Here is a 23,640-nt window from a genome sequence, read left to right as displayed (position 1 = left end):
ACTGTGATTTAAATTATGTCAAAATCGACAATACAAAGTTGCATGACATAATTGCCACGGAAAATGAACTGAATTAGGAAATTTGCTTGAACTAGTTCAAGATTTTGTAGCGAGTCGCTTCCTTATTTTGCTTAGAAATTCAGCAGACATACCCAGGTAGGAAGCCAAAGCATATTGGGGGACACGTTGAACAATACCCGGATAAAGGTTGTAAAATTCAATATAGCGTTCTTCGGCAGATTTACCCAAATTAGAAAGCACCCGTCTTTGTGAAAAGGCAAAAGACTTTTGGGCAACTAATCTGAAAAATCGCTCAAATTTTGGATTTTGATCACATAATGCTTCAACACCTTGATAAGAGATTTGGTGAACAACAGAATCCTCTAAGGCCTCAACAAAAAGAGAGGCTGGTGTCTGATTAATATAACTATTAAAGTCGCTGATAAACCAGTCTTCTATAGCAAACTGAATAGTATGATCGATCCCTTCGTTGCTAACAAAATAGCTGCGAAAAGCACCTTTTACCACATAGGTTTGATGGGAACAAATAAAATTTGGTTGGACAATATATTGTCTTCGCTTTACCCTGCTTGTTCGTACGATTGAAATAAACTGTGATTCGTCATCTTTATTTAAATTGACATATCGTTTAATGTTACCTAATATATTCTCGTAATCTTTCAATGGACGTTTACCAAAATAATTTAAAATGCAAAGAAGCTTGTATTGATTGACTCAATAATTTTAGTGAAAAATAATGATTTAAATAAAATCCTAAGGCAAGTTTACCTCCTTTATTTTGACTCCTCATACGCTTCTTTTATCCACGCTTTTAATTCACTGTCTACTTCTTTTGGATCAGTTAGCTGAACCCTGTGAGTACACATGGTGCCAAATGGTCCTGAATTTTCTAATCGATCAGTAGTTGGTTTATCCGGTAACTTGAAACCAAGATCAATTCTGGATTTCGTCGCTGGTTTAACTAAAAGAAATTGTCTTCTCCTGATTATGCTTACCGATCCTTTTTTTGGAGTAATGGTGACATCAGATCCCAGGGATTTAGCATAATCTATAAGCTTTTCATAGATCGGAATCAAATTTTCTTTTCCCTGATATTGAGCTTCCACTAAATCTTCTGATGAGTTATCTTCTTCTTTTGATAAGGTGACTATTGTGTTTGCATAGCCGTGAGTTACACCATGCTCTGTCTTAAGAAATTTAACTACTTCCGAGTGTTTAGCAAAGGATTTCTCTTTGAGTATCGCTTTCCATTCATTTAAGGACTTACCTGTCTTATCAGGCATATTGTCGATCATCGTTTGAAGTGCCTTATCCATGTTATTCTAGTTTGTACTCTAAGATTAATTTAACAGAACTTCATCGCTCCTATTCCTTCAACAAATTGTGTTATTAATTTAATAATAAATCTTTCATTTTTCATAAAGAGAAGGCTTTAATCCGATATGAAGGTTTGCTAATTCTTCTTCAGATTCGGTAGGGTATGATTTGACAGAAGGATCTATAAATTAAATAGTCAGTCAATAAATCTGGTCATGTACACAATCAAAGTCTTTTTTCCTGAGAACCAGAAAACAGTTATATGAGGTCAGAATAAGTAATTCGGCAGACTATTTTATTGAAAGCAAATTATATATTCCCGGAAACTCTTCATGGATTCTTTTTTTATCCATCTTTCCGTTTCCATCGTTATCGCCGTATTCAAGGCCCACTCTAATAAATCCTTCAAGTACTGAAAGTTCTTTTTGATCAAGTTGACCTAAGAGATTGATAAAATCAGCTTCACCCATCTTATAAGTTATTTGAGTGATAACAAACCCCAGCTCATAACAGGCCTCACCATCGCCACAATTAAAATTAGCAAGTCCTGCCAGGGCTTTCGAGTCTTTATTTAAAGTTTGCCTGATAAGATGCCTGAGTTCCCAGTTTGTCCGGTAATCCTGATGAATGTATAACGTTTCTGAAATTTTTATTCCTTCTACTTCCTTTTGTTTACACGATGAAACTGTGATGCTTAATAATATAATTAACAGCGATATATAAGATACTTTTTTCATGGGTTGAAAAATTCCGTGATGATAAAAAAATTGGTTTGATTGATAGAATATTTTAGCATCATATCAATTATACCTTACTTATTTATACAAGTAGTTAATAGTTTGTAACCAATTGTAAGTAAATAATTTACATCTCTTTTTATTTATCTAGAGTACAGTTTTTATAGTTTTATAGTTAGAGTTTTCAGTCTGAATAGTTATTTGCTTGCAACCGTTTAGCAACTTTAATTTCGATTATTGAAAGTGTAATCACGATCAATACTTCAGAAATAATATATGCCCATCCAAAAAGAGTGATGGTATCCTGATGATATGCAGCTAAACCAATTGAAAGACAGCAATAATGTAAATTCATAACTGCAATTCCTTTTAAAAGATTTGCTGTCTTCGCTAAATCTTTACGATATGAAATGATATCATATAAGGCAAAAAAGACTGGTATGGCTGCCAGGAAATATAGGGTAGAGGCCGGTATACCGAAAATAGTCTCAAATTGCACCAATACTACACCCAGTAAAAAGGCTGAAAGAATTGCCCCTGATCCATCGAGTAGAAATAATTGTTTTGGATTTGATTCAATTTTAATTATCAATTGGTTTATCATGAAGGTATAGTGAATCTACGTGTCATTATTAAATACCTCTGCCAAAATAAATAGGGTATTTTAGTAATACTATCGAATTATTCTTTTTTCAATAAATAATTGGCAGCATTTCTAAAATACCCTGTAAATCGTTAGTTTATTTTTTCTTAGTTACAAATATTACCACTTGAGTTAGCAGTAAAGGTATTGTCAGTGTTAGTAAAATCACTATCTACTGTTTCTACATAGATACCACATCCGGCACTATTGCTAATTGTGCTGTTAGTTACGATTAGATCAGGTGCATCATATGCTCCGTCTCTTGTTAAAAGGATGTTAGCTATTCCACTGTCATACTGATCACTTCCTCCATATTCGACTATACAATGATCCATTTCATTAAGCACACTGTTACTGTGAATTACCAGACCCATCCAGTAACCTGCTGTTTTTGCCGCACCGGTGAAGGTAATCGGTTCTGATGCTGTTCCTTTTGCGATTATGATACCATCATTAGGACCTGAAAAATCCTGCTTGAAATACATGGTTTTGTTCGCTTCAAATTCAATGATCGTTCCCGGCATGATCGTAAGTGTAGCCTCTACATCAATTGACTGCTCTACTCTGTAAACTGCGCCGTTTGACAAGGCCTGCCAGGTAGCATCATTTACTATATCGTGTATCGGACTTCCACTTGCGTTTATTTCTATTCCGTCAAAACTGTTGTTAGAAAATGTCGATTGACCGTCAATGGCACCAACATTATCTGCATCAATTCTTACTGCAGCTTCGGTATTATTCATGAAATTGTTACTTCCAAAATCTCTTAGTAGTGTGCCATGCTCAACAATCAGTCCATAGCCTGTATTATTTTGAATAGTGGAATTCAATACTTTTAAGCTACCATTCCATCCACTGGCACCTTCAACGGCAACGCCACCGTTGATTTTGATATTCGTACCATAGGTAGCGAGGAAATCACTACCTGCGTATTCCACTGTAACGTGGTTAAGTTCGTTGCGGACATCGTTTGCTCTTACCTGCAGGCCTCTCCAGTATCCCGGAGTTCTGGATTCTCCGGTTAATGTGATTGGTGCAGCAGCGGTGCCGATTGCCTGAATTGAACCGTCAACATTGATAAACAACCCTGAATTAGCTGTGAATACTACACAAACTCCCGGTTGGATGATCAGGTCTGCATTTACTTGTAAAAAACCATCAATAATGTAATCACATTGTCCCTGTTCAGGATTGATGTTTTCCAGTGTCAACTCAGTGTTAATATCTTCATTAATTACCACGGCATCAGTAGTGCCTGGTGCAGGATCTCCATCATCGTCATTACAACTTATAATGACAATTAGTGATAGCAGACAAGCCAGAGGTGATAAGTGGCGGGTGAATAGTTGAAACGATTTCATATCTTAATTTTATAAATGGTTTAAAAATGTATTGATAATTGATTTGTCAATTATCTTTTCTTCCGGTTAGTGAGAAGAAAATTGAAAAGGTTACCGGCCGATGAAAAAACTTGCCGGATAAACTATGTTTTGGTTTTATTAAAAAACGAAAGTAGTTATAAAAATTAGAATAATGAAATACAGGATTGGGATGTTAATTGCAAGAGGATGTTTGTTAACTGTTTGAAAATCAAAATATTAATATTTAATCTTCCCGTATATCAGAGACAAAGCTAATTTTATCATCTCACTTGTTTGATTCATCCTATTTCAATTTTTTATTTTTTGATTAAAAATAAACTTAAAGTAAAAACCCATATACTTTAAAAGAAAATAGCGGATATCTATAAGTGATTTTCCGCTATTTTAAATTCTATTCTTATATATCAGGATCAGATTTCTTTGACGAAATCTTTAAATACTTCCTTATGGCGATCAAGATCCATATTGTGAGATAAGGCTACCCGTACAATATAATCTTTGTCAGATTCTTTCGTGGTACCCTGGGTACTGGTAGCCGGGATTGTCCAGTAACATCCTTTTAGCTGACCGTAGCTTACACAGTATTTACTTTCATTTGGGATTTCACTGATCATCAAATTGATCAGCTTTTGATTTAACTCCCTTTTATAAGCTTCCCTTTCCTCATCTGTATTCCCTTTAGTAGGAAGGTCTAATGAAAACACTGAAGGAGTGAAGTCTTGCTCTGCTAATTTCTCAGAGACAAAATTGATCTTTGCCTGCGGTAATTGTTCTTTAATGAAATTTACGAATTCCCTGGTATTCTTATAAGCATCGTGAATTCGTTGATTCATAGAAGGTAACTGCTCTGCTAATATTTCATATTGAAGATCTGTGGCTTCGTTGTCGCAAAGCAGGAGATGTTTTTCAATTTTATCGAGTAGGTTTTCTGCTTGTTTATTTGCCGTAACGTAACCTGCTGTACATTTACCTCCGCTTGGGAATTTAGATCCGCTGACATAGGAAATAGACCTGATGGAGGAGAGGATATCGTCTATACCCAAAAATTGCACATTCGGGCAAAATGTCTGGTCAAGGATAAATACCGGGTCGATTGCAGTTTTTCCTGAAGCCGTTTTTCGCTCTTTGCTTAATGCTTCTCTTAGTTTTTTCAGGTTGGGAACTTCTACTCTCGGGTTTGTCGGGATTTCAACTATAATATATGGAATCGCATCTTCCCTGGCCACCTCCGCCAATACGCGATCAACACTATCAACCATGTTATTATCACCATCAACAGGCAGATCGACGATTTCGACATTGTCCAGGCAGGCAGCAACCCTTCTGGCCTGGTCGTTTGTACCGCCATAGCAATTAGGTGGTACGATAAATTTTATATCCTTTCCGGGATGTTGTTTTAGTGCGTCATCGATGAGCCCCATCATGATCGCATATTGAATAGATAGTCCGGAAGAACCAACCAGTGGTTTTGAATCGGTACCGGTAACCTTTCTAATCGTATTCTCAACAACAGTTTTATTTTCTTCTTTATTGGTTTTTACTTTATCCAGCGAAGAACCTCCTGTCAAAATTTGTAAGGCTAAAAAGCAGTTGGCAGGTGTCATTGCTATCGTTTCTCTTCTTCGCACATGCTGAATTTCGCTGATGTACTCTTTATTATTTTCGCCATTAACTAATATGATGCTACCGAAAAGAGAATGTATTCGAACGAAGAAGTCAATGTTCGAATGCAATTCTATTTTACCAATATCATCTTTTTGAGAAATGAAAACCGTACTTCCCTCAAATGCTGGAATTTCCTCTGCATTCTCAACCTTTTGTACTTCAAAGTTATATCCATAAACACTTTTTATCACTTCAAAATCAAAGTGGTCAGGTAATTCGCCGGTATAAGTGATGAGCGTTTTACGGTTTGCAAGCAGGTTTTTTCTTAGAACAGCTAATACGGGAGCTGTCATTGAAGAAAAGCTGATCACATTATCAGAAGAGAGATCATTTAAATTAGCAACAGCCCATTCAAGTACACAAGACAATGGATGTCCAAGTCGTATGTAATCGAAAGCAGTAGGTAATTCGCTGAGTGCTGAAGTATCAGAGTTGTTTTTCTTATATAACTTTTCAAATTGTTCGATAAACTGGGTTTTAGCCAAAGACTCGTCGTAAATATCCAGGCGGTGGGTTGTTAACCTTACCCAGTCATTTGGCATGTTTTCTAATACATCTTCAACAAATTTCAGCACGCTATTCTCTTTCATGTTCTTTGATTTTTATTGAAAGCAAAATAGACTGAAATAGATCGTTTAAAAAAGTCTAATGGCAACATTTTATTGAATTCGTTCACCATTGCATTGGTTCTTTTCTCTAAGCTTGTTAGATTTTATTATTTAATCGGAGACAAGTTAAGAACAAATATTATTTAACAGCCTGGTTTGAAGTGAACAGGCTGCTAAATGATTAGTTCTTAATTGTATTTTAGTTATCTGATTGAATCTCCTATGTAAATAGTCATCTCTAGTAACTCGTATTTTTTATCGAGCTCCTTAAGACTGGCTGCTTGTGAGTTTTTTAAATGTTTATCAAAAAATGCAGTGGTAAGTTTAGTAATAATCTCTGTTCCTAAGTAAGGATCAATCTCTCCGGTTCCGGCTAACGAGTTAACAGGAACCATAAATGGAATATCCATAAAATCCGGATGTCCTGAATTTAACAGCTTGATTTCGTAAAAGTAATCAGTACTCTTATTAATGTAAATGTGAGAATTGATATCTTCATGATCTTCAGGCCAATCAGCAGAAACATATAAGAAGGGTATATGGTGGATACTATCGATCAATTCTCCCCATTGGTTTCCATCAAGATTTACAGCAGCTTTCACACGGTGGTCTCGCAATGCAACCTTACCTACTGAACCACCGCCAACTGAATGTCCTATTACGCCGATTTTATCCAGCTCAAGTTTATCTTTTAATAAACCTTTAGAATTCCATTCTTCAAGCTGATCGATCGTTATCTGCATGTCATTAGCCCATCGATCCTGGATATCACCTTCGAAGTAATTTATTGCAGCTACTTTTACGATTGGATGCCTTTGTTCATAATCAAGTCCTTTTCTGAAGGCGTTGATCACCGGTTCGATCACCTCCATTGATCCTGATGAGATCTCATTCTGGAAACTGTAATCAAAATACTCCTGTCTGCCATCGGGAAAAGTTACTCCCAGGCTTTCGAAAGTGTGATTCATGTTAATGATAACATACCCATGGCTGGCTATTTCGGTCAGTAAAGCATAATAACCTGTAGCCTTAGATCCATACCCATGGGAAAAGATCAAAACCGGGTATTTTTTTTCCGCTACCGGAATTTCATTATAGGCGTAGGTTTTTACATAATCCAGATAGTTAAGGGCTGAAGGGGGTAGACCATATTTTGTTGCGAATCCAACTCTACTGGCGTTATCGATATATTTTTCACCTTCAAGTGATGAAGTATTAGCATTACTTGGATACCAAACTTTTATCATGAGTTCGCGCTTATCTGATGGATCTTTTGTGATGGATTCATCCATATTAGTTTTAAAATGGACCATTTGTGTACCAACCTGGTAAGGACCAGTTGGCTTGGGTAAAGAAAAAACTGGCAGGGCCATGGGGAGAGTCCATCCGATAATTATTAAAACAGATAGTATTAAAAATCCGGTACCTCTTATAAATGATAAGCCAGGTGATTTGGTTTCATCCACCGTTTTTATTCTCCATCCGACTATCAGAACTAATAAATATGCCGGTAACATTTGCCATCGCCATCCTTCAAAAAGCAGGTGAATCGATAGAAATATTCCCGGAAATATCAGGAGGTAGTTTGATGGTATTTTCCTTATCAAAGGCCTCTTTATAAAAGGCAAAATTGTAACTGTCAAAAGCAGAATTATTTCGAATGTTCTCATAAAAAATGATTTAATAATTAAATGAAAATGACTGTTACAAATCTTGAGGGAATCGGAGTAAAATGCAATGTAGAATCCATGCTGAAACCTGTCATTCGTCGATAATATAAGAGTTTAAGATGAGGGAAAGACTATTATTAAAAATATGCGTTGATTAGCGTTCCAATTTTGAACTCATCCCGGTACAAGAGAGGTGTTCAGGATTAATTGATTTTAGAAAGTTAATATGAGGGAATTTTGAAGAAATTAATTGAATTTAATTTTAGGTGGTAAGAGTAAAAATAGGAATACAGAATGGTTATGGTTTCAGGGTTTATATCTATTGATCCTGTAGTTCTTCAATAGTACTTTTTTTATAAGTTCTGCTTATCGGAATACTCGTGTTATTAATGGTTAATTCAGTATTTGTAAATGATTGAACTTTTCGTTTGTTGATAACAAATGACCTGTGGATTCTGATAAATTGATCGGGGAGATCGGAGTGTAGTTTACTGATTTTCTCTCTTGTTATTAGTTCTTCTTCGGTTGTTACTATTTTGACATAATCACTAAGACTTTCTATGTATAGCAAATCATCGAGTATAACCTGGTGGTTTTTTCTATCTGCACGAATATTTATAACCGCTTGCTGATTTTTTTCTTGTTGTGTCTTTAACGTATCCAGTTGAAGTGATTTTTTGCGGAATTGAACTACCAGCCTGATAAAACTGGTAGCAAAAACGATCAGGTAAAGATTAATTCCAAGAATAAAGATGGAAATACTTTCCAGGTTCATCACTTCCATATTATAGTTGGCGATCACAACAAAAGAAATCAGTGTTACAACCATTTCCAGGTAAAGTGAGACTACCAGCATATAAAAGAAATACAAAGCAAATTTGCCGTATTTACTCTTTAACAGATAATTGGGAACTAACCAAAAATTAAAGAAGTAAGTCGTAGCGATAACCACAGGAAGGAGAAAGATCGAAAAATAGAATGCCGTAGTATGGCTTTTCCAGTTATAACCGAAAAAAGCTGTCAGGAAAAGCAGGATCAAAATCCAGTAGGCTAAATGTTTAATTAATCTTTTTTTCATCTTTGCAGGCACTAAACTCGGCAATTTTATCGATTAAGTTGATAATTATAAGTATAATTCACACGAAAATGATAGTGCCAAAGCTGTTATGAAAAGAATTATTAATGATAGAGTTATTTTATTCTGGCGGACCGATATTTATGAGTATTCTAACGATACTTCTATTATCAATGCTTGGGGTAGCATTAATCAATAGCTGGTATGTTTTTAAAAATAAAGTCAATGACCATGCTGAGAATTTACGAAAAATTAAAAGAGTGAGGTCAATCGGTTTATCAGCATTTATAATTGGTCTGCTAGGGCAATTAATTGGGCTTTTTTCTGCTTTTCGTTCTATTGAACTCGGAATAGTAGATGTTTCGCCTGAATTAATCGCAGAAGGTTTTAAAATCTCTATGATCACGACTCTTTATGGACTCTTTATATTTTTACTTTCCTTGATTATATGGTTTTCTCTGGTTTCCTCTTTAAGAAACAAGATGGCTAAACAGGGAAATTAATTTTTTTTACTGATAACCCGCTTATACCTAATCCGATTATATTGCTGCAATAAATTTGGATAGAAATTAAAAAGAGTATTCCCCACGATTATAAGAATAGCAATTGGGTATGATGTAGTTAAAAATGCATAAATGCTGGTTAACAGGCAAAATATAAATAAAACAGTATGTGATCTTTCAATAACATAAGTCTCCTCCAATTTTTCTTTTATCATATCAAAATTTTTAAGGAAACGATAGGAGGGATATTTTCTCCTTATTTGCCTGTTTATATAATCGCCATTTGACGAGAATTTTTTGAATTTATCAACTCCCAGCTTCTTGTAAAAACTCAGGTTTTGAGAAAATTGAATTCTATCATAAAAGGAGGGTTTAAGACGACTTATTAAAAAACCAATTGCAATAAATATACCCAGCCAAATGAATTCCCCTTTTCCTCTCACAAAAAATATTAAGGAGGGTGCTAATGTTGTAGAACAAAGGAAGGAGATAATAATCAGGTTTAATCTGTATCTTTGATTTTCAAGTGCTTTATTTTTGGTCACAGTTGATATTAGAAGGTGAAAATACATTTTAAAGGTAATGGCAAAAAATTAAACTCAATAGCTGAGAAGGATTTTAATGCCATACCTTTAATTTTAATTACCTATCTCTACAATTTATTTTCCAGTTCAAGCAAATTGTCCATTGTGAATAGTTTATTTTCTTCGTAATTGGTTTTACAGTATTCCAGTGCAGCTTTTCCCTTATTTAATTCAATTTGATTATCCAGACATAGTTTAGCTATTCGGTAATTCATGCGCAGAGTGTATTTTTCAGGAAGTTTATGCTTACTCTTTTCAAGAAAATCGACTGCTTCCGTAAGCCTGTTTTCAATTTTATATGCTTTTACAACTCTGAAAATATTGGCATAAAAAAGCTGGGGATGGATAGTATCAAGCTCTTTAACTGCTTTATTGTAGTATTCAATGGTCTCCGGATACATTTCCATCGCATAATAATGATTAGCACGATTGACCGGATCAATTCCGGATCCAAAAAATAATTTATGCTCATCGATTAATTCGATTAAATAATGATATTCGTCGAGTTTTTTATTACCGATTATATCCATAAAGAAAACCTCTGTATCAGCAATGTCGTAGTTAGCGTCAATACCATAAATTTCCTTTAAGTCAGATAGGTAATTTTCACCATAATCAATGGCAGTAGCATATTGTTCGATGTTTTTATAGTCTTTAAAGATAAACGTCAACCCATCGAGCAATGAAAGGGCGACAATGCTTTGATGATCACCCTGGTAGGTTTCTTTTTTAAAATCAATATGGTCGTTTGAGGAATTTTTGTAAATCTCCGCAAAAGCATTTCCGGCGTCAGTTCTCATAAAAGCATCCTGGGTACCATTCGCAATAAAATAATACATTTGAGCACCCTCGTAGGATTTCATAAATTGACCTACTTCTTCCTTTAAATCGGTATTGAAGTTCGTTGATATACTTATAAACCCTCTAAAAGGATTACCTTCAGTCAGCATCATATGATGGTTTACTTCTGCTCCATCTGAATGACCAATCATGGTGTTGAATCCCGATGTGTTGTAGGAATTGTCCACATAAGGCACTAATTCATTAAAGATGAAGTTTATGAATTTTTTACCTCTTTCTTTTCCAAAGACATCCAATTCGGCATTGCGGTTTTGCTGGATTATCCCCACAAGAATGCACTGTGGAACTGCGTCATAAATGGGTTTTGAAAGGATGTCGAGATAATTTCTTGCAGCCTCAAAATTAGTTGTCCCTCCGTCGGTTAAATAGATTACAGGATATGCTTTATTTTCAGAATAATTTTCAGGTAGATAAATGAGAACTTCTCTTTTTTCTTCTAATACTTTTGAATCAAGATATTTGGAATTAAGTCTACTTTCTTCTTGTCCGAATGAAAATGAGAAAGTTATTAGAATTAATAAACCTTGTATTATAATATTTTTCATGATTATTGATTTTATATCAATTTAGATAATTTTTAGACTTGTATTAGTTGTTATATCCATCTACTTCGAAAGTATATTCAGCACCTTCTTCAGGTCGAATCATCATCGGATATGTTGTTCTTCCTCCATCGCCATATTTAATCCAGGCCTGCGATTCTCCATCCAGATAAAACATCACTTCAGCGTGATCACTTATCGGAAGAGTTATTTCCCGAATTAAAGGAGATACATAATTCATTTGTATTTGATCAGACTTCCAGTTTCCTAAAGCTTTCTGATTACCGGAAATATAGATGTTATCGTTTTGATCTTGAACTTTCAGGCGAATGGTAACCTCATATTTTTTACCTGAAAGCCTGTTGCGGAATTGGGGTTGGATCGTTTTATAGTAAGCTTGCATGGCTGAATGCAGACTGGGCATAAAATTACTACCATGATTTTCTTCCGGATGTTTTTCGATTGTTACCTGAAATTTTTCAGAGTCCAGAGTATCTTTCAGCAGAGCATAAGCATTTTCATTGGCTTCTTTCCATCCCCACGTTTCGCCTTCATCTCCATGACTTATATAGAAATATTTCTTCGATTCAAATTCTTCTGGATTTAATTTTCGTAATCCGCGAACTAACCGTTGATCATCATAATCAACGTTTGGAGAAACAGCAATGTAATTATCAAAAAGGTCTGGTTCTTCGATCAGGGCATAAGTGATAAAAGAAGCTCCCAGTGAATGTCCAACTGCAGTTCTGCCCGGCAGGGTAGGGTAATTGGATTCAATATAAGGAACCACTTCGTTTTTTATATATTTCAAAAAGTTCTCTGCATTTCCTTTCGATTTGGGTCCCATGTTACGTTTGGTATCCGAAGGGAGGAAATCATGATTTCGCGCATAAAATATTTCTTCGATAAATGTCGCTTTAATCCCTACCACAATGCATCCCTGGCCCGCTTCTTTTGATAGCATAGATACCGAAGTGGTATAATCGAAAAACATTCGGTTCTGAGCATCAAATACGTACATAACATTGTAGTATTTATACGCTGAATCAGCATATCCAAATGGGGTATAAATCATGAGCTCACGGGTCTGCCCCAGTTCTTTTGATTCGATGGTTACTTCTTCAACTTTGGAATATTGAGCTTGTAAAGGGGAAAGTAATAAACAGATAAGGATTGTACTTAGTATAAAAGTCTTCATTTTTTTATGATTGGTTTTGTGATTTAACGATGAATAAGAAAGTCAAAACCATGCCTTTGAGTTTAAGTCTTTGAATATCAGTGTTTAATGGTAATTTGAAATTGAATAAATTTACCGATACTGGACACTTTGATGTTCGATTTCGAACAGTGGCTGTATAGTTTTTAACTTGATAAGTTAATGATTATCAGTCCTTTGGTAAAGGATAAATTTATTATGCTAAATGAATCTGAATCACGCATCTAAAATGGAAATGCCATTGTCATTGTTATTTAAGCTTTGGGTTATTCTCAGGTTTAAATTTTTATGTTTTTATACCCACATTTTCAGTCATCAAAACTCCATTCTAATAAAGTGTCAAATTTTTTGTATCAGGAATCAATCTTATTGTAATAGCATTTATTTATTAAACCACTTTTCTTCACTTTCAGGACCTAATTTACCTTCGCATTTTTCTAATAAAGATTGCGAATCATAGATTTCCCCATTTTTGATTACGGTATGTACACTCCGGGTGAAATAGATATCTTCCAGCGGATTACCTTTTATGATTATTAAATCGGCCAGTTTTCCGATTTCGATGGATCCGACTTTTTCTTCCAGTCCCATGGCCATGGCACTATTTATCGTGGCGATTTTTAAAATCTCATTGTTTGGAATACGTATTTCTGACATCATAGCCATTTCTCGATGAGTATTGAATCCGGGAGTTTTAAAAACCCAGAGGAAATCCAGAATTAATGGTCCGTCGGTCCCCATTGAAATAAGGCCACCCCGGTCGTAATATCGCTTGAGTATTTTTTTACTGTTTTCATAGAATTTTTGACGATTAGGGTTCCATTTTTTAGGATTGTTTTCAACAATAGATTGAGCATAGGGTGTCCAGTATTTTTTTTCATCCACCCAATATTTTAGCCATTCGTCCTGGCTTTGAGTAAACCCACCGATCACTGTAAGAGTCGAATTAAAATAGACTTCGTTTTCAATAAAAAGATCAATGGATTTATCTATTAATGGATCGGATAAGTCTAACATAGCTACTTCAGTATATCCAGGTTTTTTACCGGGCAGCGCATAGCCACCAATAAAATGTTCAAGACGATCAATGCCCAGGGGAATAGCTATTTGCGAACCAACTTCCGGATGCACAATATGGTTAAGGTGTCCGGTTACAGTCAGGCCATGCTTGTGAGCCCTGTCTATGATATATTTGAGCTGATGTTCGCTGATATCTTTAACTTTAAGGCCATCAACTCCTCTACCCGCCCAGTAATCTATTTTTCGATAAATTTCTTCCCGGCTGATACTATCGTTCCATTCGTTATTGCCATGTCCAAAATAGGGGCCTGAATTCAGTATTCTGGGTCCTGTCGATCTGCCTGATGCGACATTAGATTTGTATTTGGCCACTGCTTCAGGATCAACATCGCCACAGGTGAATATTGTGGTTACACCGTTTGCCAAATAAAGAAGAGGTGTCGTTACGGTGTCTTCCTTTAGTTGTCCTTCATAGACTAGTTTTAAGTGGGCATGTAAATCAAACAATCCGGGAAGAATGTAATCATCTTTTTGAAGTGTGATTGTAGGAAAGTTATTTTCATTAGTTGTAGCACCTATAGAATATATCTTACCGTTACGGATCTCAATAGCATTATTTGGTATTGCAATATTAGAATCAGCATTTACAATATTACCACCTTTAATTATGAGGTTCTGAGCATACAAGTAGTCACTCAGGACAATGCATAATAGAATAAAACTTAATTTTTTTATCATAGGTAGAAGGCTGTGATTAGCTGATATCTAAATATAACAGCCTCAATAAGAAAACAAAAGAGAGGTTAAAGAAAGTAAAGGTATTGGTTTGAAATTAGAACTAAATCGCAATTCACCTTTACATACTTCCTGTTTTAATATTAAATTGTTATCTATAACTTTCATAGGAATGTCAGTCAATTTCAACAACAATCTTTCCAAGATGCTTGCCATCACCCAAATATTGGATCAATTCAGGGATTTGTTCAAATCTATGGGGACCATCAATTACTGGCTTTATTTGTCCTTTTTCTGCAAGTTCTGAAATTTGGTCTAACCCTTTATTTGGTTTAAGAGTGAGGATTTTTAGCTTTTTACCGGTAAAAGAGATATCATAGAACCTAATGATAAAATTTCGAATAATCTGTTCATCGATCCTCCAACTGTAATGTAGGTTCCATTTTTTTAAGAGAACGTGCATATTTAAATGCAGATCTGTTTGATTTTGTATCCAGGATAAGATCATACTTTTCTCCTGTATTGGTGAAGTCCACTTTTTTATAATCCATCACATAGTCATAACCCAGTGATTTCATCAAATCAAGTTTTTCACCATTATCAACGCCAGTCACCTTTACATTATATGATTTCAGAATTTGAATTCCCAGGGTTCCGACACCTCCTCCGGCACCATTGATCAGAATATCCTGTCCATCTTTTAACTTTCCTTCAAGAAAGCCCTGTAAAGCGAGGAGCCCGGCATGTGGTAGGGCAGAGGCATCATTAAAACTGATGCCGGCAGGTTTTTTATATATTGTTTTTTCCGGAACACAAACATATTCTGCAAATCCACCAAAATTACCTTCCGATAGATCACAATAAATTTCATCACCGACTTTAACGGAATTAACTTTTTCCCCAACAGCTTCTACCTTTCCGGAAATGTCTACCCCGGGAATTTTAATTTTTGGTTTTTTTAAACCATAAATCATACGAATTATGAATGGTTTGCCTCTGACTAACCCCCAATCCCAATCATTTATGGCTGTTGAATGGATTTTTACCAATACTTCGTCCTCCTCTGGTTGGGGTTTTTCAACTTCTCCTATTTCAAGGACATTCGGTAATCCGTATTCTTTTAATATGATTGCTTTCATGAGAATTCTATTCAGTCATTTTTTGTTATCAGGCCATTAATGCTACTAATTTTATCAGCTTTAATGATATCCAATTTGTATCGCAGTTAAAATAGCAATTGCTGCTAATACCAGTATTATTAAAGTTGGTTTTAATATGAATTTCAGCCAATTGTTATATTTAATTCCGGCTATAGCTATCACAGCCATCAATGCACCATTAGTCGGCACGATCAAATCCATTAAAATAGCTCCATATTGATAGGCCAGGACAGTAATTTGTCTTGGAAGACCAATCAAATCAGAGAGAGGTGTCAGAATCGGCATTGTTAATATTGCCTGTCCTGAATAACTGGGTATCGGAAAATGCAATATAGAATGAGAAATCATCATCATAACAGCAGATAGGGCAGTCGGTATATTCTTGAGTGGAGTAAATAGCGCATAAACAATTGTATCTATGACCAAACCCTTTGTTAATATTATTGAGATACTGTTTGCAAGTCCAATGATAACGCAAGCAAAAATCAACTCTTTGAACCCGTCAACATATATTTCAGTAGTCTTATTGAATCCAAATTTAGCTATAAGACCACTTGCTAAGGCTAAAGCAAAAAAACAGGCCGACATCTCAGTAAATCCCCATTCTAATTCTATCAGTCCGTAAGTGACAATCCCAAAGGTTATAGCTAGCAGGCCTAAGATTATTTTGTTTCTTAAAGTAAGCTTGTCTGTTTCTAATATCTGATAAGTTTTCTTTATTCGGTTCTTATGAGCAAACCGAATTATATAAACCATCCAGAAAAAGCGCCTACTAAAAATACAATAATCCTGAAAGATGATCCTGAAAGCAACGTGACTTCAGCTTCCTTTTGAGCAATCAGTACTCCAAAAGGATTAAATGGACTAAATGCTGATCCGATAACCGTTGATCCATAGCTGGCATAGATAATAGTAAGTGGGGTATATCCCAGGTTGCGGCCAAAAAGAAGTAGAATAGGCATCATAGCTATTACTTCTTCTTGCAATGCAATCGTAAAACCAGCCAACATAAATAATATCGTTATGGCTATCAAGGCATACACTTCCTTACCCTTTAAGATTTTAATCAGTTGATTTAATCCTTGATTTAGAGCGCCTGTTTTTTCGATCAGGTAAAAGCATCCTCCTAAAAGAAGGATCAAAACAATTAAATTCGCTCTTCCGGCAATTCCTTGCGGAATTGCAAGAAGTACATCAAAAGCTGAAAGGTGAGGAGCTTCCTGATGTTCATAGGAGTTAGGAATTACATTTGTCTGATTTGTTACTACATTTACTTCCCGGTCATAAGTTCCCTGGGGAATTATAAATGTAAAAATCCAGGCAAGGAGAATAACAGACAGGATTATAACGAAAGCGTTAGGGAATTTTTTCATTTAGTGGTCGAGGCTCATTGGTATTTAGACTCTATAGCAAGCTATAAAGACTTGTATTAATTTAGGAATATACATTTTTTTATTAAAATAATGATATAAACCTCCTGTCAAATCCATTTTGAGCTTATACAATGTCTTGCAAAGGCTATTAGTTGCCTATAAAATCATCAATTGCAGCAATTGATTCTGAAGTCTTTTCTTCCTGAATAAAATGCCCACATTCGAATTCTAACGTTTTAGCTTCTGTAAGCCTGTCCTGCCATTTTTTTAAGTATTTCGTAGTAATAAAATCGTCGTTTACTCCCCAGAGCATCAACCAGTTTTTGTCCGATAATTGGTCAAGTTGTTCCCATTGTTTTTGGTACCAGTCTGAAGAGCCAACCAAAGCTTTTGCAAGATTCAGAAGCGGAATTCTGGATTTTTTATCCGGAAAAGGCTGAATATACTGTTTATGCACTTCTTTGGGCAGGTTGTTTTTGTCGGTAAATCCTTTTTTAAGCAAGACTTTTGGAGAGTAGTTCATATTCAGATAAAGGAATTTTCCCAACCAGGAATTTATGATCTTGTCAATTTTCAGGGCTTCTTTTTCGTGTTTGGTTTCCCAAAGCCAGGAATTAAATAGCACAACTTTGTTGATTCTCTTAGAATGCTTTATTCCTGCCGCTAATCCTATCGGACCACCAAAGTCATGAACGACCAATGTGATTTTCTGAAGATCTAATTTTTCGATGAATTCACTGAGGTTGTTCGAATGCCACTCGGGTGTCCCGGGTATTGAATCTGGTTTTTCTGATAATCCAAATCCTAAATGGTCAATAGCAATACAACGATAATTTTTTGAAAGTTCTTTTATGAAATTCCTGTACAGAAATGACCAGGTCGGTGTACCGTGAACGAAAAGGATTATTTCCCCTTGCCCTTCATCAACATAATGCATATTGCCTGCTTCTAACCGAAGATATTTGTTTTCAAATGGATATAGAGAATTGTCAACCCAGGATTTAGATGATGATGTTGTTTTCATAATATGTCTGTTTAATTGTTTCGATTTGAAACAAAGGTCAGACTCTTATTTCATCTTATTTTTGGTATAAACCAACAATCTAAATCTTAATCGAGTTGAACAGTTTACTGAAGTTTGTTGAGTCGATACGTAAGTAGGAGGCTAAGTCTTTGTGAGAAACTAAATTGAAAAGGTGCGGACTTCTCTGGGCAAAGCTTTTAAATCGCTGATTAATATCAAACGCCATTAACTCATAGTGACGCTCGACCATTCCAATTAAAAAAAGTTCAGCTGCCTTTCTAAACAAGGTTTCTATTTCACGGTATTCCTTCATCAGTTGCTGGTGCTTTTCAAAAGAAAGACGAAGGAATGAGCTATCAGTAATTGTCTCCAGATAGTACTTTGAGGGTGTTTGAGTTAGAAATGACTCCGGGATTCCGCTAAATGAAGGAGGATAAGTAAATGCAATGACGTGTTGTTTATCATTGTTCAGGTAATATGACTTTTGAATACCATCAAGGACAAAATACATGTATCGCTCAGTTTCACCCGGAGCTGTCATAATAGTTTTTTTAGGAACATTGTATTCAGTCCAATGTGAAATGTATTTATCGAGAACTTCCCGGTCTACAGGGTGGATTTTATTTAAAAAGTCATTCATTTTTTACCTGTTAGTAAAGTCTGTTAACTAACAAAGTTAATAGTAAATGTTAATTACCAACTTTATCATTTATTAAAATCTCCCCGACAGGAATTATCCCGGAGCCGTTTGGTGATAAGCTCATTTTATAATAAAGGTCTTTTCCATTTAATATAAGTCCTGCCCTTGGAGTCCCTGTGGCATTATAAGCTAGCGTAGCGATGTAGAACACATGCTCTTTATTGGGATTAATTGTTTTTTGCACCTGAGTAGCTTTGCTAAAATTGGTATCCAAAATGGATTTGATATTGGTTAATCCGTAATTAAAAGATTCTATCTTTTGGTATTTAAACTTTTCTGCTGGTAAAAATAATTTTAAGTAGGAGTCAGGGGGAGTAAAAATCGCAAATGAGTCAGCTGGAATATTGATTTTAAGTTGAATGGGACTATTCGTTTCATTGATTATGCGGGTCCAGAATACCGCAAATGCATAACTCTTACCTGAAGAATCAACATATTGAGATCCATCAGTGGCAATGGCACCACCTTTTGGAAGACTGTTTTGGATGGTTATTCCTTTTCCACTGAATGAAGTATAAATAGTGTCTGTATAAATATACTTTTCTAAATCAGGCTTTATTGTTGGTTGTTCTTTACCGTTTGTAAATGCTTTTGATTCCGCCGGATCGTTAGAAATATTTTCTGTGTTAGAATTGGCTTTATCCTGACAGGAGCAAAGCCAGATAATTGCCAGGAACGGAATAAATAGTTTTTTTCTCATTTCTTTATTGCCGCTAATAATATTTCTAATTCAATTAGAAACTCTCTTTTAAAAAAGATAAAACCTCTTTTGTCACTTGTTCGTGAATTAAGCTTCTTTTAACGGATTTATCATCCCTGTAATATCTTTTAGCTCGTTTTTGGAGCATTTTATTACCCTCATTTAAAAACACATAGTGGCCGGTTTCACCTTCTAGCAAAAAGTATTCAGATCCTGTAATTAGTTTATGGTATTTCATTGCGTTGGTTTGAATTGGTGTGGTCCGGTCATTTTTAGCTCCTATAATTAATACAGGAGCTTTTATATTTTGAGATTGATCAGGTAATCCGAGTCCCAATGCCGGTGCCATGGCAACGAAAACTTTAAATCTGTCATCTTTAAAGGTTTTTTGAGGTTCGCTGCAATTAATTTCAGAAATTAATTTTCTCAGGTCGCCTAATTCCGAAACCTTAAATTCTTTTTTTCCAGCTTTGGTTTTAGTCTGCTCTTTAATCAATTCGCAGTTAATATCCGCACCGGCGATGGCTAAGGTAGTATACCCACCAAATGAAAAGCCCATCATTCCGATTCTTGTATCGTCGATAGAAGAATTAATAGACTTATCAGCCAGAATTGAGGTTAGCAAGAAGTTTATATCAAGTGGCCGTTCCCAGTAGCGGACAAAATATTCTGGAATTTTATTGTCATAGGTATTTCCCCAATGGTCAGGGGCAATTACGATGTATCCGTTTTTTGCTAATTCGATCGCTAACCAGGCTAAGCTAAATCTATTACCACCAGTACCGTGTGACATGACTATTAAGGGAAAAGATTTGTTTACCAGTTTTGCATTTCTGATTGTCGGCGATAATTTGAAAGGAAGTTCAGTTTTTTTCTCATTTAAAGAATCAGTTTCAAAAGTAGGATACCAGACTTCAGTCTTAATTGGTCTGTTTCTGGAACTATCCATGTATTCAATGGTTCGCTCTCCGACATTAAAATCCTGAGCAAGACTAATTAGTGGAAAAATTAAAAGTAATAGGAGTGTTTTGATTGACTTCATTTTTGGTTGATTAATAGATTTTATAGTTATAAACTGGACTAATTTGCAGAAAGAGTAAACAAATAGTCGAATTCCAAAGATAATGGCTGCAATTGAAAAATAGAGGGTTCAGGTGAATGTATTAATTGCAATACAAATTCTCCATGCATGGAGAGACAATTTGTTTTAATTCTTATTTGTCTCCTTTAAAAATTACAGGAGTAATTTCTCAATCAAGATTCCACTAACTATCTTGAATATTTATATCTAATCAGCATCTAAATTCTTAGCTAAACACTTTGCATTTTTGACATCCTCATTCATTTTTGAGTATTTGAATGAAAATACAGGTTTTGAAGAATTTGAATAAATGAGTGTTTTAAAATCAGTTGCTCTGCCGGAAATGTAGGACTTATTCCATTCATCAGCGATCACCTGGTAATTACTTTTAAAAAATTCAATTTGTTTTTCCCACATTTCTTTATCGAGCCCCCGGCATTGACGAAATCCCGGTCCTTCTCTTGATCCACAAGTAGTGTACAAAGTGATATTGTCACCGGATTTTAGCCTAAAACTATCGCTTTCTTTTTGATTATTAGCCACAAAAAGAAATGTTAAAAGAAAGATAGATAGTGCTTTTATAATATAATATTAAAGGGCTATATAATTTATGATTTTCATTTATCGTCCATAATACTATTTAATCAAAAGATATTATGTAGTCCCCATAAATTGGTGCCGTGAATGATAACCGATGGCACTATCGATTTATAGCGTTCATTTAGATAGCCCCACAGCAAACCGATAGGTAATATCCCTAATGCTGATATGAACGCACTGTAGTAATCACCAGCTGATCTTGAAACGAATATGGGTATATGTTGCAATGCCCAAACCAAGGACACCATAAACCAGGCGATCGATTTGCTATTTAAAACAATCCCAAGTCTGGATTGAAATAATGTCCTGGTTATTTCTTCTGGTATAGCAGCAGTAATAAAACCAAATAATATAAAGCCAGTTATTCCATTATTTTGCCAGTAGTATTGAAATTGCATACCTTCAGGAAATAAAATATATGTTACGCCACCAATTAATAAGATGATAGGCAGGCTAACATACCAACATTTGATGCCCCATATTCCAATATCTTTTGGAGTATATTTTTTAATTGCCAGAAAATAAACCAAAAGAAAAACCGGAAAGATGAAAACTATCCGAAGAAGGAAAAAGATGATTTTAAGGGGTCGATTTATAGAGTTTTGATCTATAATGATAAACCAAAATACAAAAAGGAGGGAGGCTATAGTTACTACAAATATTACTATCCATAATTCTTTTTTGGTTTTTTGATTTCCCACTTATTAATGGAAGGGTTATTTTTATAATAAATAAATTCGGATATCAGGAATGCTCCTGTCATGACTAATAGATAGATAGATGTCTTCATCAGTCGTGATTCCGGTATGGCAATAATTAATAAAATTAAAGCCAATATAATGTATAGGAAAACACCAGTTTTATGTTTTTTCAGTTGGTTGATCAGGTGCTTGTGAAATCTCATAATATTTCATTAATTCAATTTCCCCGTTAGAATTCAACTATTGCTTGCTAAGATTCATTTCAAAAAATTGATGCCAATTTTCTCCGTCCATCGAAACTTCTCCAATCTCACTCCATTTATTTTCTTTTGAAAAATCTTCAGTAAATCTGATGGTTGCACCACTTTTTTCATCTTTGAATGACCACTGAAGCTTTTTCTCACCAAGGATCATCATGTCTGATTCCATTCTTCCTTTCATACTGGAAAATGAAATCATAGTAACTGTCTTCCTTTCATTATTATAAGAGATGATTCCAAAAGCTTCATGAATCTCACGATCTGTTATGGCACCTGTGCTGTCTATTTCATAGCCCAATCCATTTACTATAAGCGCACGCCCTTTTACCTTACTTTGAATTATCTCAGATTGGGAAAAGTGCTTTTTGATTCTGTCTTTGCCCAATATCCAGCCGTTTCCGTCCCATTTACCCACCATAAAGTTTAATTGGTCTACACTTTCGGTCTTTTCCTGGGTATAAGCACTAAATGTGAAGTTTAGGCCAATAATTATTAAAACGATTATTCTCATAAGATGTAGTTTTTTGATTTTCAATAAAAATATGAGTATTGATTATTAAAATATTGTAAGAAAGCGTCAGTTTAGGTTATTGAAATATTTATTTGGCTAAGTTTTTTCTCAAAATCGGTATGTGTTTGATCCATTTGTTTCTTGAAATCGTTTATGAAATGGGCCTGGTCATAAAAACCGTATTTATAAAGCAAGTCTGATCTGTTTTTTTTGGTCTTTACAAAGTCAGACCAAAGTCTTCCCTGTCTGATTACACTGTGATAATTACGCATACTCATCCCGACCACCTGTTTAAACATTTTTTGTATAACCCGCTTTGACAATGGGATTTCTGCTATAGTATCTCCCACAGGTTTTCCACCGGAAAGTTCAAGGCATATATATTTGACTATATTATTTTGGGTAACCTGTATATCTTCTGAAAATATAAGAGTTAACCTTTCTTCTACTAGCGAAATTAAAAGTTCTGGTTCCGTGGATTCATCAAAATTTACTGATTCGAGTTTTTTACTTAATATCTGTGGACATCTTGTTGTAGTGTTTAGCATTTCCTGCTTATTAAGGACTGCAGGGTCAAGAGTTATCCAGGGCATCAACCGAATTCCGAAGTATGTTGAATTTGGAAAAATTGTTTTTTCAAATTTCCTGGTATGTGGACCCTGCATTCTTATCCCTTGGAAATACGGTTGCTTAATAAAAACTATTGATACTTCAGGGTGGGGTAGTGTTTCGTGATTTAATGGAAAGTTGATCTTATCCTGATTGGATACCTCAAATCTCCAATAGTTCCTGACAATATCTTTTATATTTTCTGCTGGTTGATATTCTGTGTAGTTCATTTTTACATAAATGAGAATTATTTTGAGATATTTTTATAGTAAATCGATACCTCCAAAAAAGATGCTGATTATTATTTTACTACAAAATATTAATTTATTTATAAAAAAAATA

At 35.0% G+C, this 23,640-nt stretch carries 25 protein-coding genes; 1 reads left to right on the top strand and 24 read right to left on the bottom strand.

Translation table 11 applies throughout. The features are described from left to right. Window positions 1-96 precede the first annotated feature (96 nt). The 8 genes from DCC35_RS15865 to DCC35_RS15830 form a co-directional block, all read right to left on the bottom strand. Window positions 97-684, bottom strand: coding sequence for a Crp/Fnr family transcriptional regulator (locus tag DCC35_RS15865; protein ID WP_137091733.1), 588 nt, complete (start codon window positions 682-684; stop codon window positions 97-99). Between the two features lie 110 nt (window positions 685-794). Further along, entirely contained in the window at window positions 795-1,337 is a 543-nt protein-coding gene (locus tag DCC35_RS15860; RefSeq protein ID WP_137091732.1) for a DUF4287 domain-containing protein, read from the bottom strand. A gap of 291 nt (window positions 1,338-1,628) precedes the next feature. Beyond that, the gene (locus DCC35_RS15855; protein WP_137091731.1) at window positions 1,629-2,075 is read right to left on the bottom strand and encodes a hypothetical protein; all 447 of its coding nucleotides are present in this window, start codon (window positions 2,073-2,075) and stop codon (window positions 1,629-1,631) included. 184 nt (window positions 2,076-2,259) lie between these two features. Next, window positions 2,260-2,679 carry a hypothetical protein gene (locus DCC35_RS15850; protein WP_137091730.1) on the bottom strand — a complete coding sequence of 140 codons (420 nt, stop codon included), beginning with the start codon at window positions 2,677-2,679 and terminating at the stop codon, window positions 2,260-2,262. 146 nt (window positions 2,680-2,825) lie between these two features. Continuing rightward, window positions 2,826-4,079, bottom strand: a complete 1,254-nt coding sequence (locus DCC35_RS15845) for a hypothetical protein (RefSeq protein WP_137091729.1) — start codon at window positions 4,077-4,079, stop codon at window positions 2,826-2,828. 431 nt (window positions 4,080-4,510) lie between these two features. After that, window positions 4,511-6,355 (bottom strand): PLP-dependent aminotransferase family protein, encoded by a 1,845-nt coding sequence (locus tag DCC35_RS15840; RefSeq protein WP_137091728.1) that lies wholly within the window; start codon window positions 6,353-6,355, stop codon window positions 4,511-4,513. A 221-nt stretch (window positions 6,356-6,576) separates the two neighbouring features. Next, complete coding sequence (locus DCC35_RS15835; protein ID WP_137091727.1) at window positions 6,577-8,043, bottom strand: alpha/beta hydrolase family protein; 1,467 nt, start codon at window positions 8,041-8,043, stop codon at window positions 6,577-6,579. A 319-nt stretch (window positions 8,044-8,362) separates the two neighbouring features. Beyond that, entirely contained in the window at window positions 8,363-9,121 is a 759-nt protein-coding gene (locus DCC35_RS15830; RefSeq protein ID WP_137091726.1) for a LytR/AlgR family response regulator transcription factor, read from the bottom strand. Between the two features lie 104 nt (window positions 9,122-9,225). Here DCC35_RS15830 and DCC35_RS15825 point away from each other — a divergent pair, with 104 nt between their 5' ends. Continuing rightward, window positions 9,226-9,621, top strand: a complete 396-nt coding sequence (locus DCC35_RS15825) for a MotA/TolQ/ExbB proton channel family protein (RefSeq protein ID WP_137091725.1) — start codon at window positions 9,226-9,228, stop codon at window positions 9,619-9,621. Here the strand turns inward: DCC35_RS15825 and DCC35_RS22135 are convergent. The 16 genes from DCC35_RS22135 to DCC35_RS15760 form a co-directional block, all read right to left on the bottom strand. Then, entirely contained in the window at window positions 9,618-10,193 is a 576-nt protein-coding gene (locus DCC35_RS22135; protein WP_394347707.1) for a glycosyl-4,4'-diaponeurosporenoate acyltransferase CrtO family protein, read from the bottom strand. The genes DCC35_RS15825 and DCC35_RS22135 overlap by 4 nt on opposite strands. A gap of 80 nt (window positions 10,194-10,273) precedes the next feature. Further along, complete coding sequence (locus DCC35_RS15820) at window positions 10,274-11,611, bottom strand: alpha/beta hydrolase (protein ID WP_137091724.1); 1,338 nt, start codon at window positions 11,609-11,611, stop codon at window positions 10,274-10,276. A 43-nt stretch (window positions 11,612-11,654) separates the two neighbouring features. Then, window positions 11,655-12,806: an alpha/beta hydrolase-fold protein gene (locus DCC35_RS15815; protein WP_137091723.1), complete on the bottom strand. Its 1,152-nt coding sequence runs from the start codon at window positions 12,804-12,806 to the stop codon at window positions 11,655-11,657. A 399-nt stretch (window positions 12,807-13,205) separates the two neighbouring features. Then, window positions 13,206-14,582 (bottom strand): amidohydrolase family protein, encoded by a 1,377-nt coding sequence (locus DCC35_RS15810; protein ID WP_137091722.1) that lies wholly within the window; start codon window positions 14,580-14,582, stop codon window positions 13,206-13,208. Between the two features lie 172 nt (window positions 14,583-14,754). Next, window positions 14,755-15,042, bottom strand: coding sequence for a zinc-binding dehydrogenase (locus DCC35_RS21320; protein WP_246070047.1), 288 nt, complete (start codon window positions 15,040-15,042; stop codon window positions 14,755-14,757). Next, window positions 14,990-15,718, bottom strand: a complete 729-nt coding sequence (locus DCC35_RS15805; protein WP_246070046.1) for an NAD(P)-dependent alcohol dehydrogenase — start codon at window positions 15,716-15,718, stop codon at window positions 14,990-14,992. Before DCC35_RS15805 ends, DCC35_RS21320 begins: the two co-directional genes overlap by 53 nt. A gap of 60 nt (window positions 15,719-15,778) precedes the next feature. Beyond that, entirely contained in the window at window positions 15,779-16,495 is a 717-nt protein-coding gene (locus DCC35_RS21595; protein ID WP_217495860.1) for a Na+/H+ antiporter NhaC family protein, read from the bottom strand. Next, window positions 16,483-17,112 (bottom strand): hypothetical protein, encoded by a 630-nt coding sequence (locus DCC35_RS21590; RefSeq protein WP_217495859.1) that lies wholly within the window; start codon window positions 17,110-17,112, stop codon window positions 16,483-16,485. Before DCC35_RS21590 ends, DCC35_RS21595 begins: the two co-directional genes overlap by 13 nt. A gap of 148 nt (window positions 17,113-17,260) precedes the next feature. Continuing rightward, complete coding sequence (locus DCC35_RS15795) at window positions 17,261-18,136, bottom strand: alpha/beta fold hydrolase (RefSeq protein ID WP_137091721.1); 876 nt, start codon at window positions 18,134-18,136, stop codon at window positions 17,261-17,263. 79 nt (window positions 18,137-18,215) lie between these two features. Continuing rightward, window positions 18,216-18,776, bottom strand: a complete 561-nt coding sequence (locus DCC35_RS15790) for a Crp/Fnr family transcriptional regulator (RefSeq protein ID WP_137091720.1) — start codon at window positions 18,774-18,776, stop codon at window positions 18,216-18,218. Window positions 18,777-18,825: 49 nt separating this feature from the next. Continuing rightward, window positions 18,826-19,536 (bottom strand): hypothetical protein, encoded by a 711-nt coding sequence (locus tag DCC35_RS15785; protein ID WP_137091719.1) that lies wholly within the window; start codon window positions 19,534-19,536, stop codon window positions 18,826-18,828. 34 nt (window positions 19,537-19,570) lie between these two features. Beyond that, a complete protein-coding gene (locus DCC35_RS15780; protein WP_137091718.1) occupies window positions 19,571-20,578 on the bottom strand; it encodes an alpha/beta hydrolase family protein in 1,008 nt (335 codons plus the stop codon). A 246-nt stretch (window positions 20,579-20,824) separates the two neighbouring features. Then, entirely contained in the window at window positions 20,825-21,160 is a 336-nt protein-coding gene (locus DCC35_RS15775) for a hypothetical protein (protein ID WP_137091717.1), read from the bottom strand. Between the two features lie 101 nt (window positions 21,161-21,261). Beyond that, window positions 21,262-21,918 (bottom strand): CPBP family intramembrane glutamic endopeptidase, encoded by a 657-nt coding sequence (locus DCC35_RS15770; RefSeq protein WP_137091716.1) that lies wholly within the window; start codon window positions 21,916-21,918, stop codon window positions 21,262-21,264. Window positions 21,919-22,158: 240 nt separating this feature from the next. Further along, the gene (locus tag DCC35_RS15765) at window positions 22,159-22,689 is read right to left on the bottom strand and encodes a DUF1579 domain-containing protein (protein WP_137091715.1); all 531 of its coding nucleotides are present in this window, start codon (window positions 22,687-22,689) and stop codon (window positions 22,159-22,161) included. Between the two features lie 71 nt (window positions 22,690-22,760). Beyond that, complete coding sequence (locus DCC35_RS15760) at window positions 22,761-23,528, bottom strand: helix-turn-helix domain-containing protein (RefSeq protein WP_137091714.1); 768 nt, start codon at window positions 23,526-23,528, stop codon at window positions 22,761-22,763. Window positions 23,529-23,640 lie beyond the last annotated feature (112 nt).

This window comes from Mangrovivirga cuniculi, from assembly GCF_005166025.1.
Lineage (GTDB): Bacteria > Bacteroidota > Bacteroidia > Cytophagales > Cyclobacteriaceae > Mangrovivirga > Mangrovivirga cuniculi.
This window is presented reverse-complemented; position numbering and strand designations above follow the sequence as displayed.

Excerpts from the sequence above, each read along its gene's own strand:
- DCC35_RS15860 (WP_137091732.1), bottom strand. The coding sequence starts at position 1,337 with ATGGATAAGGCACTTCAAACGATGATCGACAATATGCCTGATAAGACA.
- DCC35_RS15855 (WP_137091731.1), bottom strand. The coding sequence starts at position 2,075 with ATGAAAAAAGTATCTTATATATCGCTGTTAATTATATTATTAAGCATC.
- DCC35_RS15850 (WP_137091730.1), bottom strand. The coding sequence starts at position 2,679 with ATGATAAACCAATTGATAATTAAAATTGAATCAAATCCAAAACAATTA.
- DCC35_RS15845 (WP_137091729.1), bottom strand. The coding sequence starts at position 4,079 with ATGAAATCGTTTCAACTATTCACCCGCCACTTATCACCTCTGGCTTGT.
- DCC35_RS15840 (WP_137091728.1), bottom strand. The coding sequence starts at position 6,355 with ATGAAAGAGAATAGCGTGCTGAAATTTGTTGAAGATGTATTAGAAAAC.
- DCC35_RS15835 (WP_137091727.1), bottom strand. The coding sequence starts at position 8,043 with ATGAGAACATTCGAAATAATTCTGCTTTTGACAGTTACAATTTTGCCT.
- DCC35_RS15830 (WP_137091726.1), bottom strand. The coding sequence starts at position 9,121 with ATGAAAAAAAGATTAATTAAACATTTAGCCTACTGGATTTTGATCCTG.
- DCC35_RS15825 (WP_137091725.1), top strand. The coding sequence starts at position 9,226 with ATGATAGAGTTATTTTATTCTGGCGGACCGATATTTATGAGTATTCTA.
- DCC35_RS22135 (WP_394347707.1), bottom strand. The coding sequence starts at position 10,193 with ATGTATTTTCACCTTCTAATATCAACTGTGACCAAAAATAAAGCACTT.
- DCC35_RS15820 (WP_137091724.1), bottom strand. The coding sequence starts at position 11,611 with ATGAAAAATATTATAATACAAGGTTTATTAATTCTAATAACTTTCTCA.
- DCC35_RS15815 (WP_137091723.1), bottom strand. The coding sequence starts at position 12,806 with ATGAAGACTTTTATACTAAGTACAATCCTTATCTGTTTATTACTTTCC.
- DCC35_RS15810 (WP_137091722.1), bottom strand. The coding sequence starts at position 14,582 with ATGATAAAAAAATTAAGTTTTATTCTATTATGCATTGTCCTGAGTGAC.
- DCC35_RS21320 (WP_246070047.1), bottom strand. The coding sequence starts at position 15,042 with ATGCACGTTCTCTTAAAAAAATGGAACCTACATTACAGTTGGAGGATC.
- DCC35_RS15805 (WP_246070046.1), bottom strand. The coding sequence starts at position 15,718 with ATGAAAGCAATCATATTAAAAGAATACGGATTACCGAATGTCCTTGAA.
- DCC35_RS21595 (WP_217495860.1), bottom strand. The coding sequence starts at position 16,495 with ATGGTTTATATAATTCGGTTTGCTCATAAGAACCGAATAAAGAAAACT.
- DCC35_RS21590 (WP_217495859.1), bottom strand. The coding sequence starts at position 17,112 with ATGAAAAAATTCCCTAACGCTTTCGTTATAATCCTGTCTGTTATTCTC.
- DCC35_RS15795 (WP_137091721.1), bottom strand. The coding sequence starts at position 18,136 with ATGAAAACAACATCATCATCTAAATCCTGGGTTGACAATTCTCTATAT.
- DCC35_RS15790 (WP_137091720.1), bottom strand. The coding sequence starts at position 18,776 with ATGAATGACTTTTTAAATAAAATCCACCCTGTAGACCGGGAAGTTCTC.
- DCC35_RS15785 (WP_137091719.1), bottom strand. The coding sequence starts at position 19,536 with ATGAGAAAAAAACTATTTATTCCGTTCCTGGCAATTATCTGGCTTTGC.
- DCC35_RS15780 (WP_137091718.1), bottom strand. The coding sequence starts at position 20,578 with ATGAAGTCAATCAAAACACTCCTATTACTTTTAATTTTTCCACTAATT.
- DCC35_RS15765 (WP_137091715.1), bottom strand. The coding sequence starts at position 22,689 with ATGAGAATAATCGTTTTAATAATTATTGGCCTAAACTTCACATTTAGT.
- DCC35_RS15760 (WP_137091714.1), bottom strand. The coding sequence starts at position 23,528 with ATGAACTACACAGAATATCAACCAGCAGAAAATATAAAAGATATTGTC.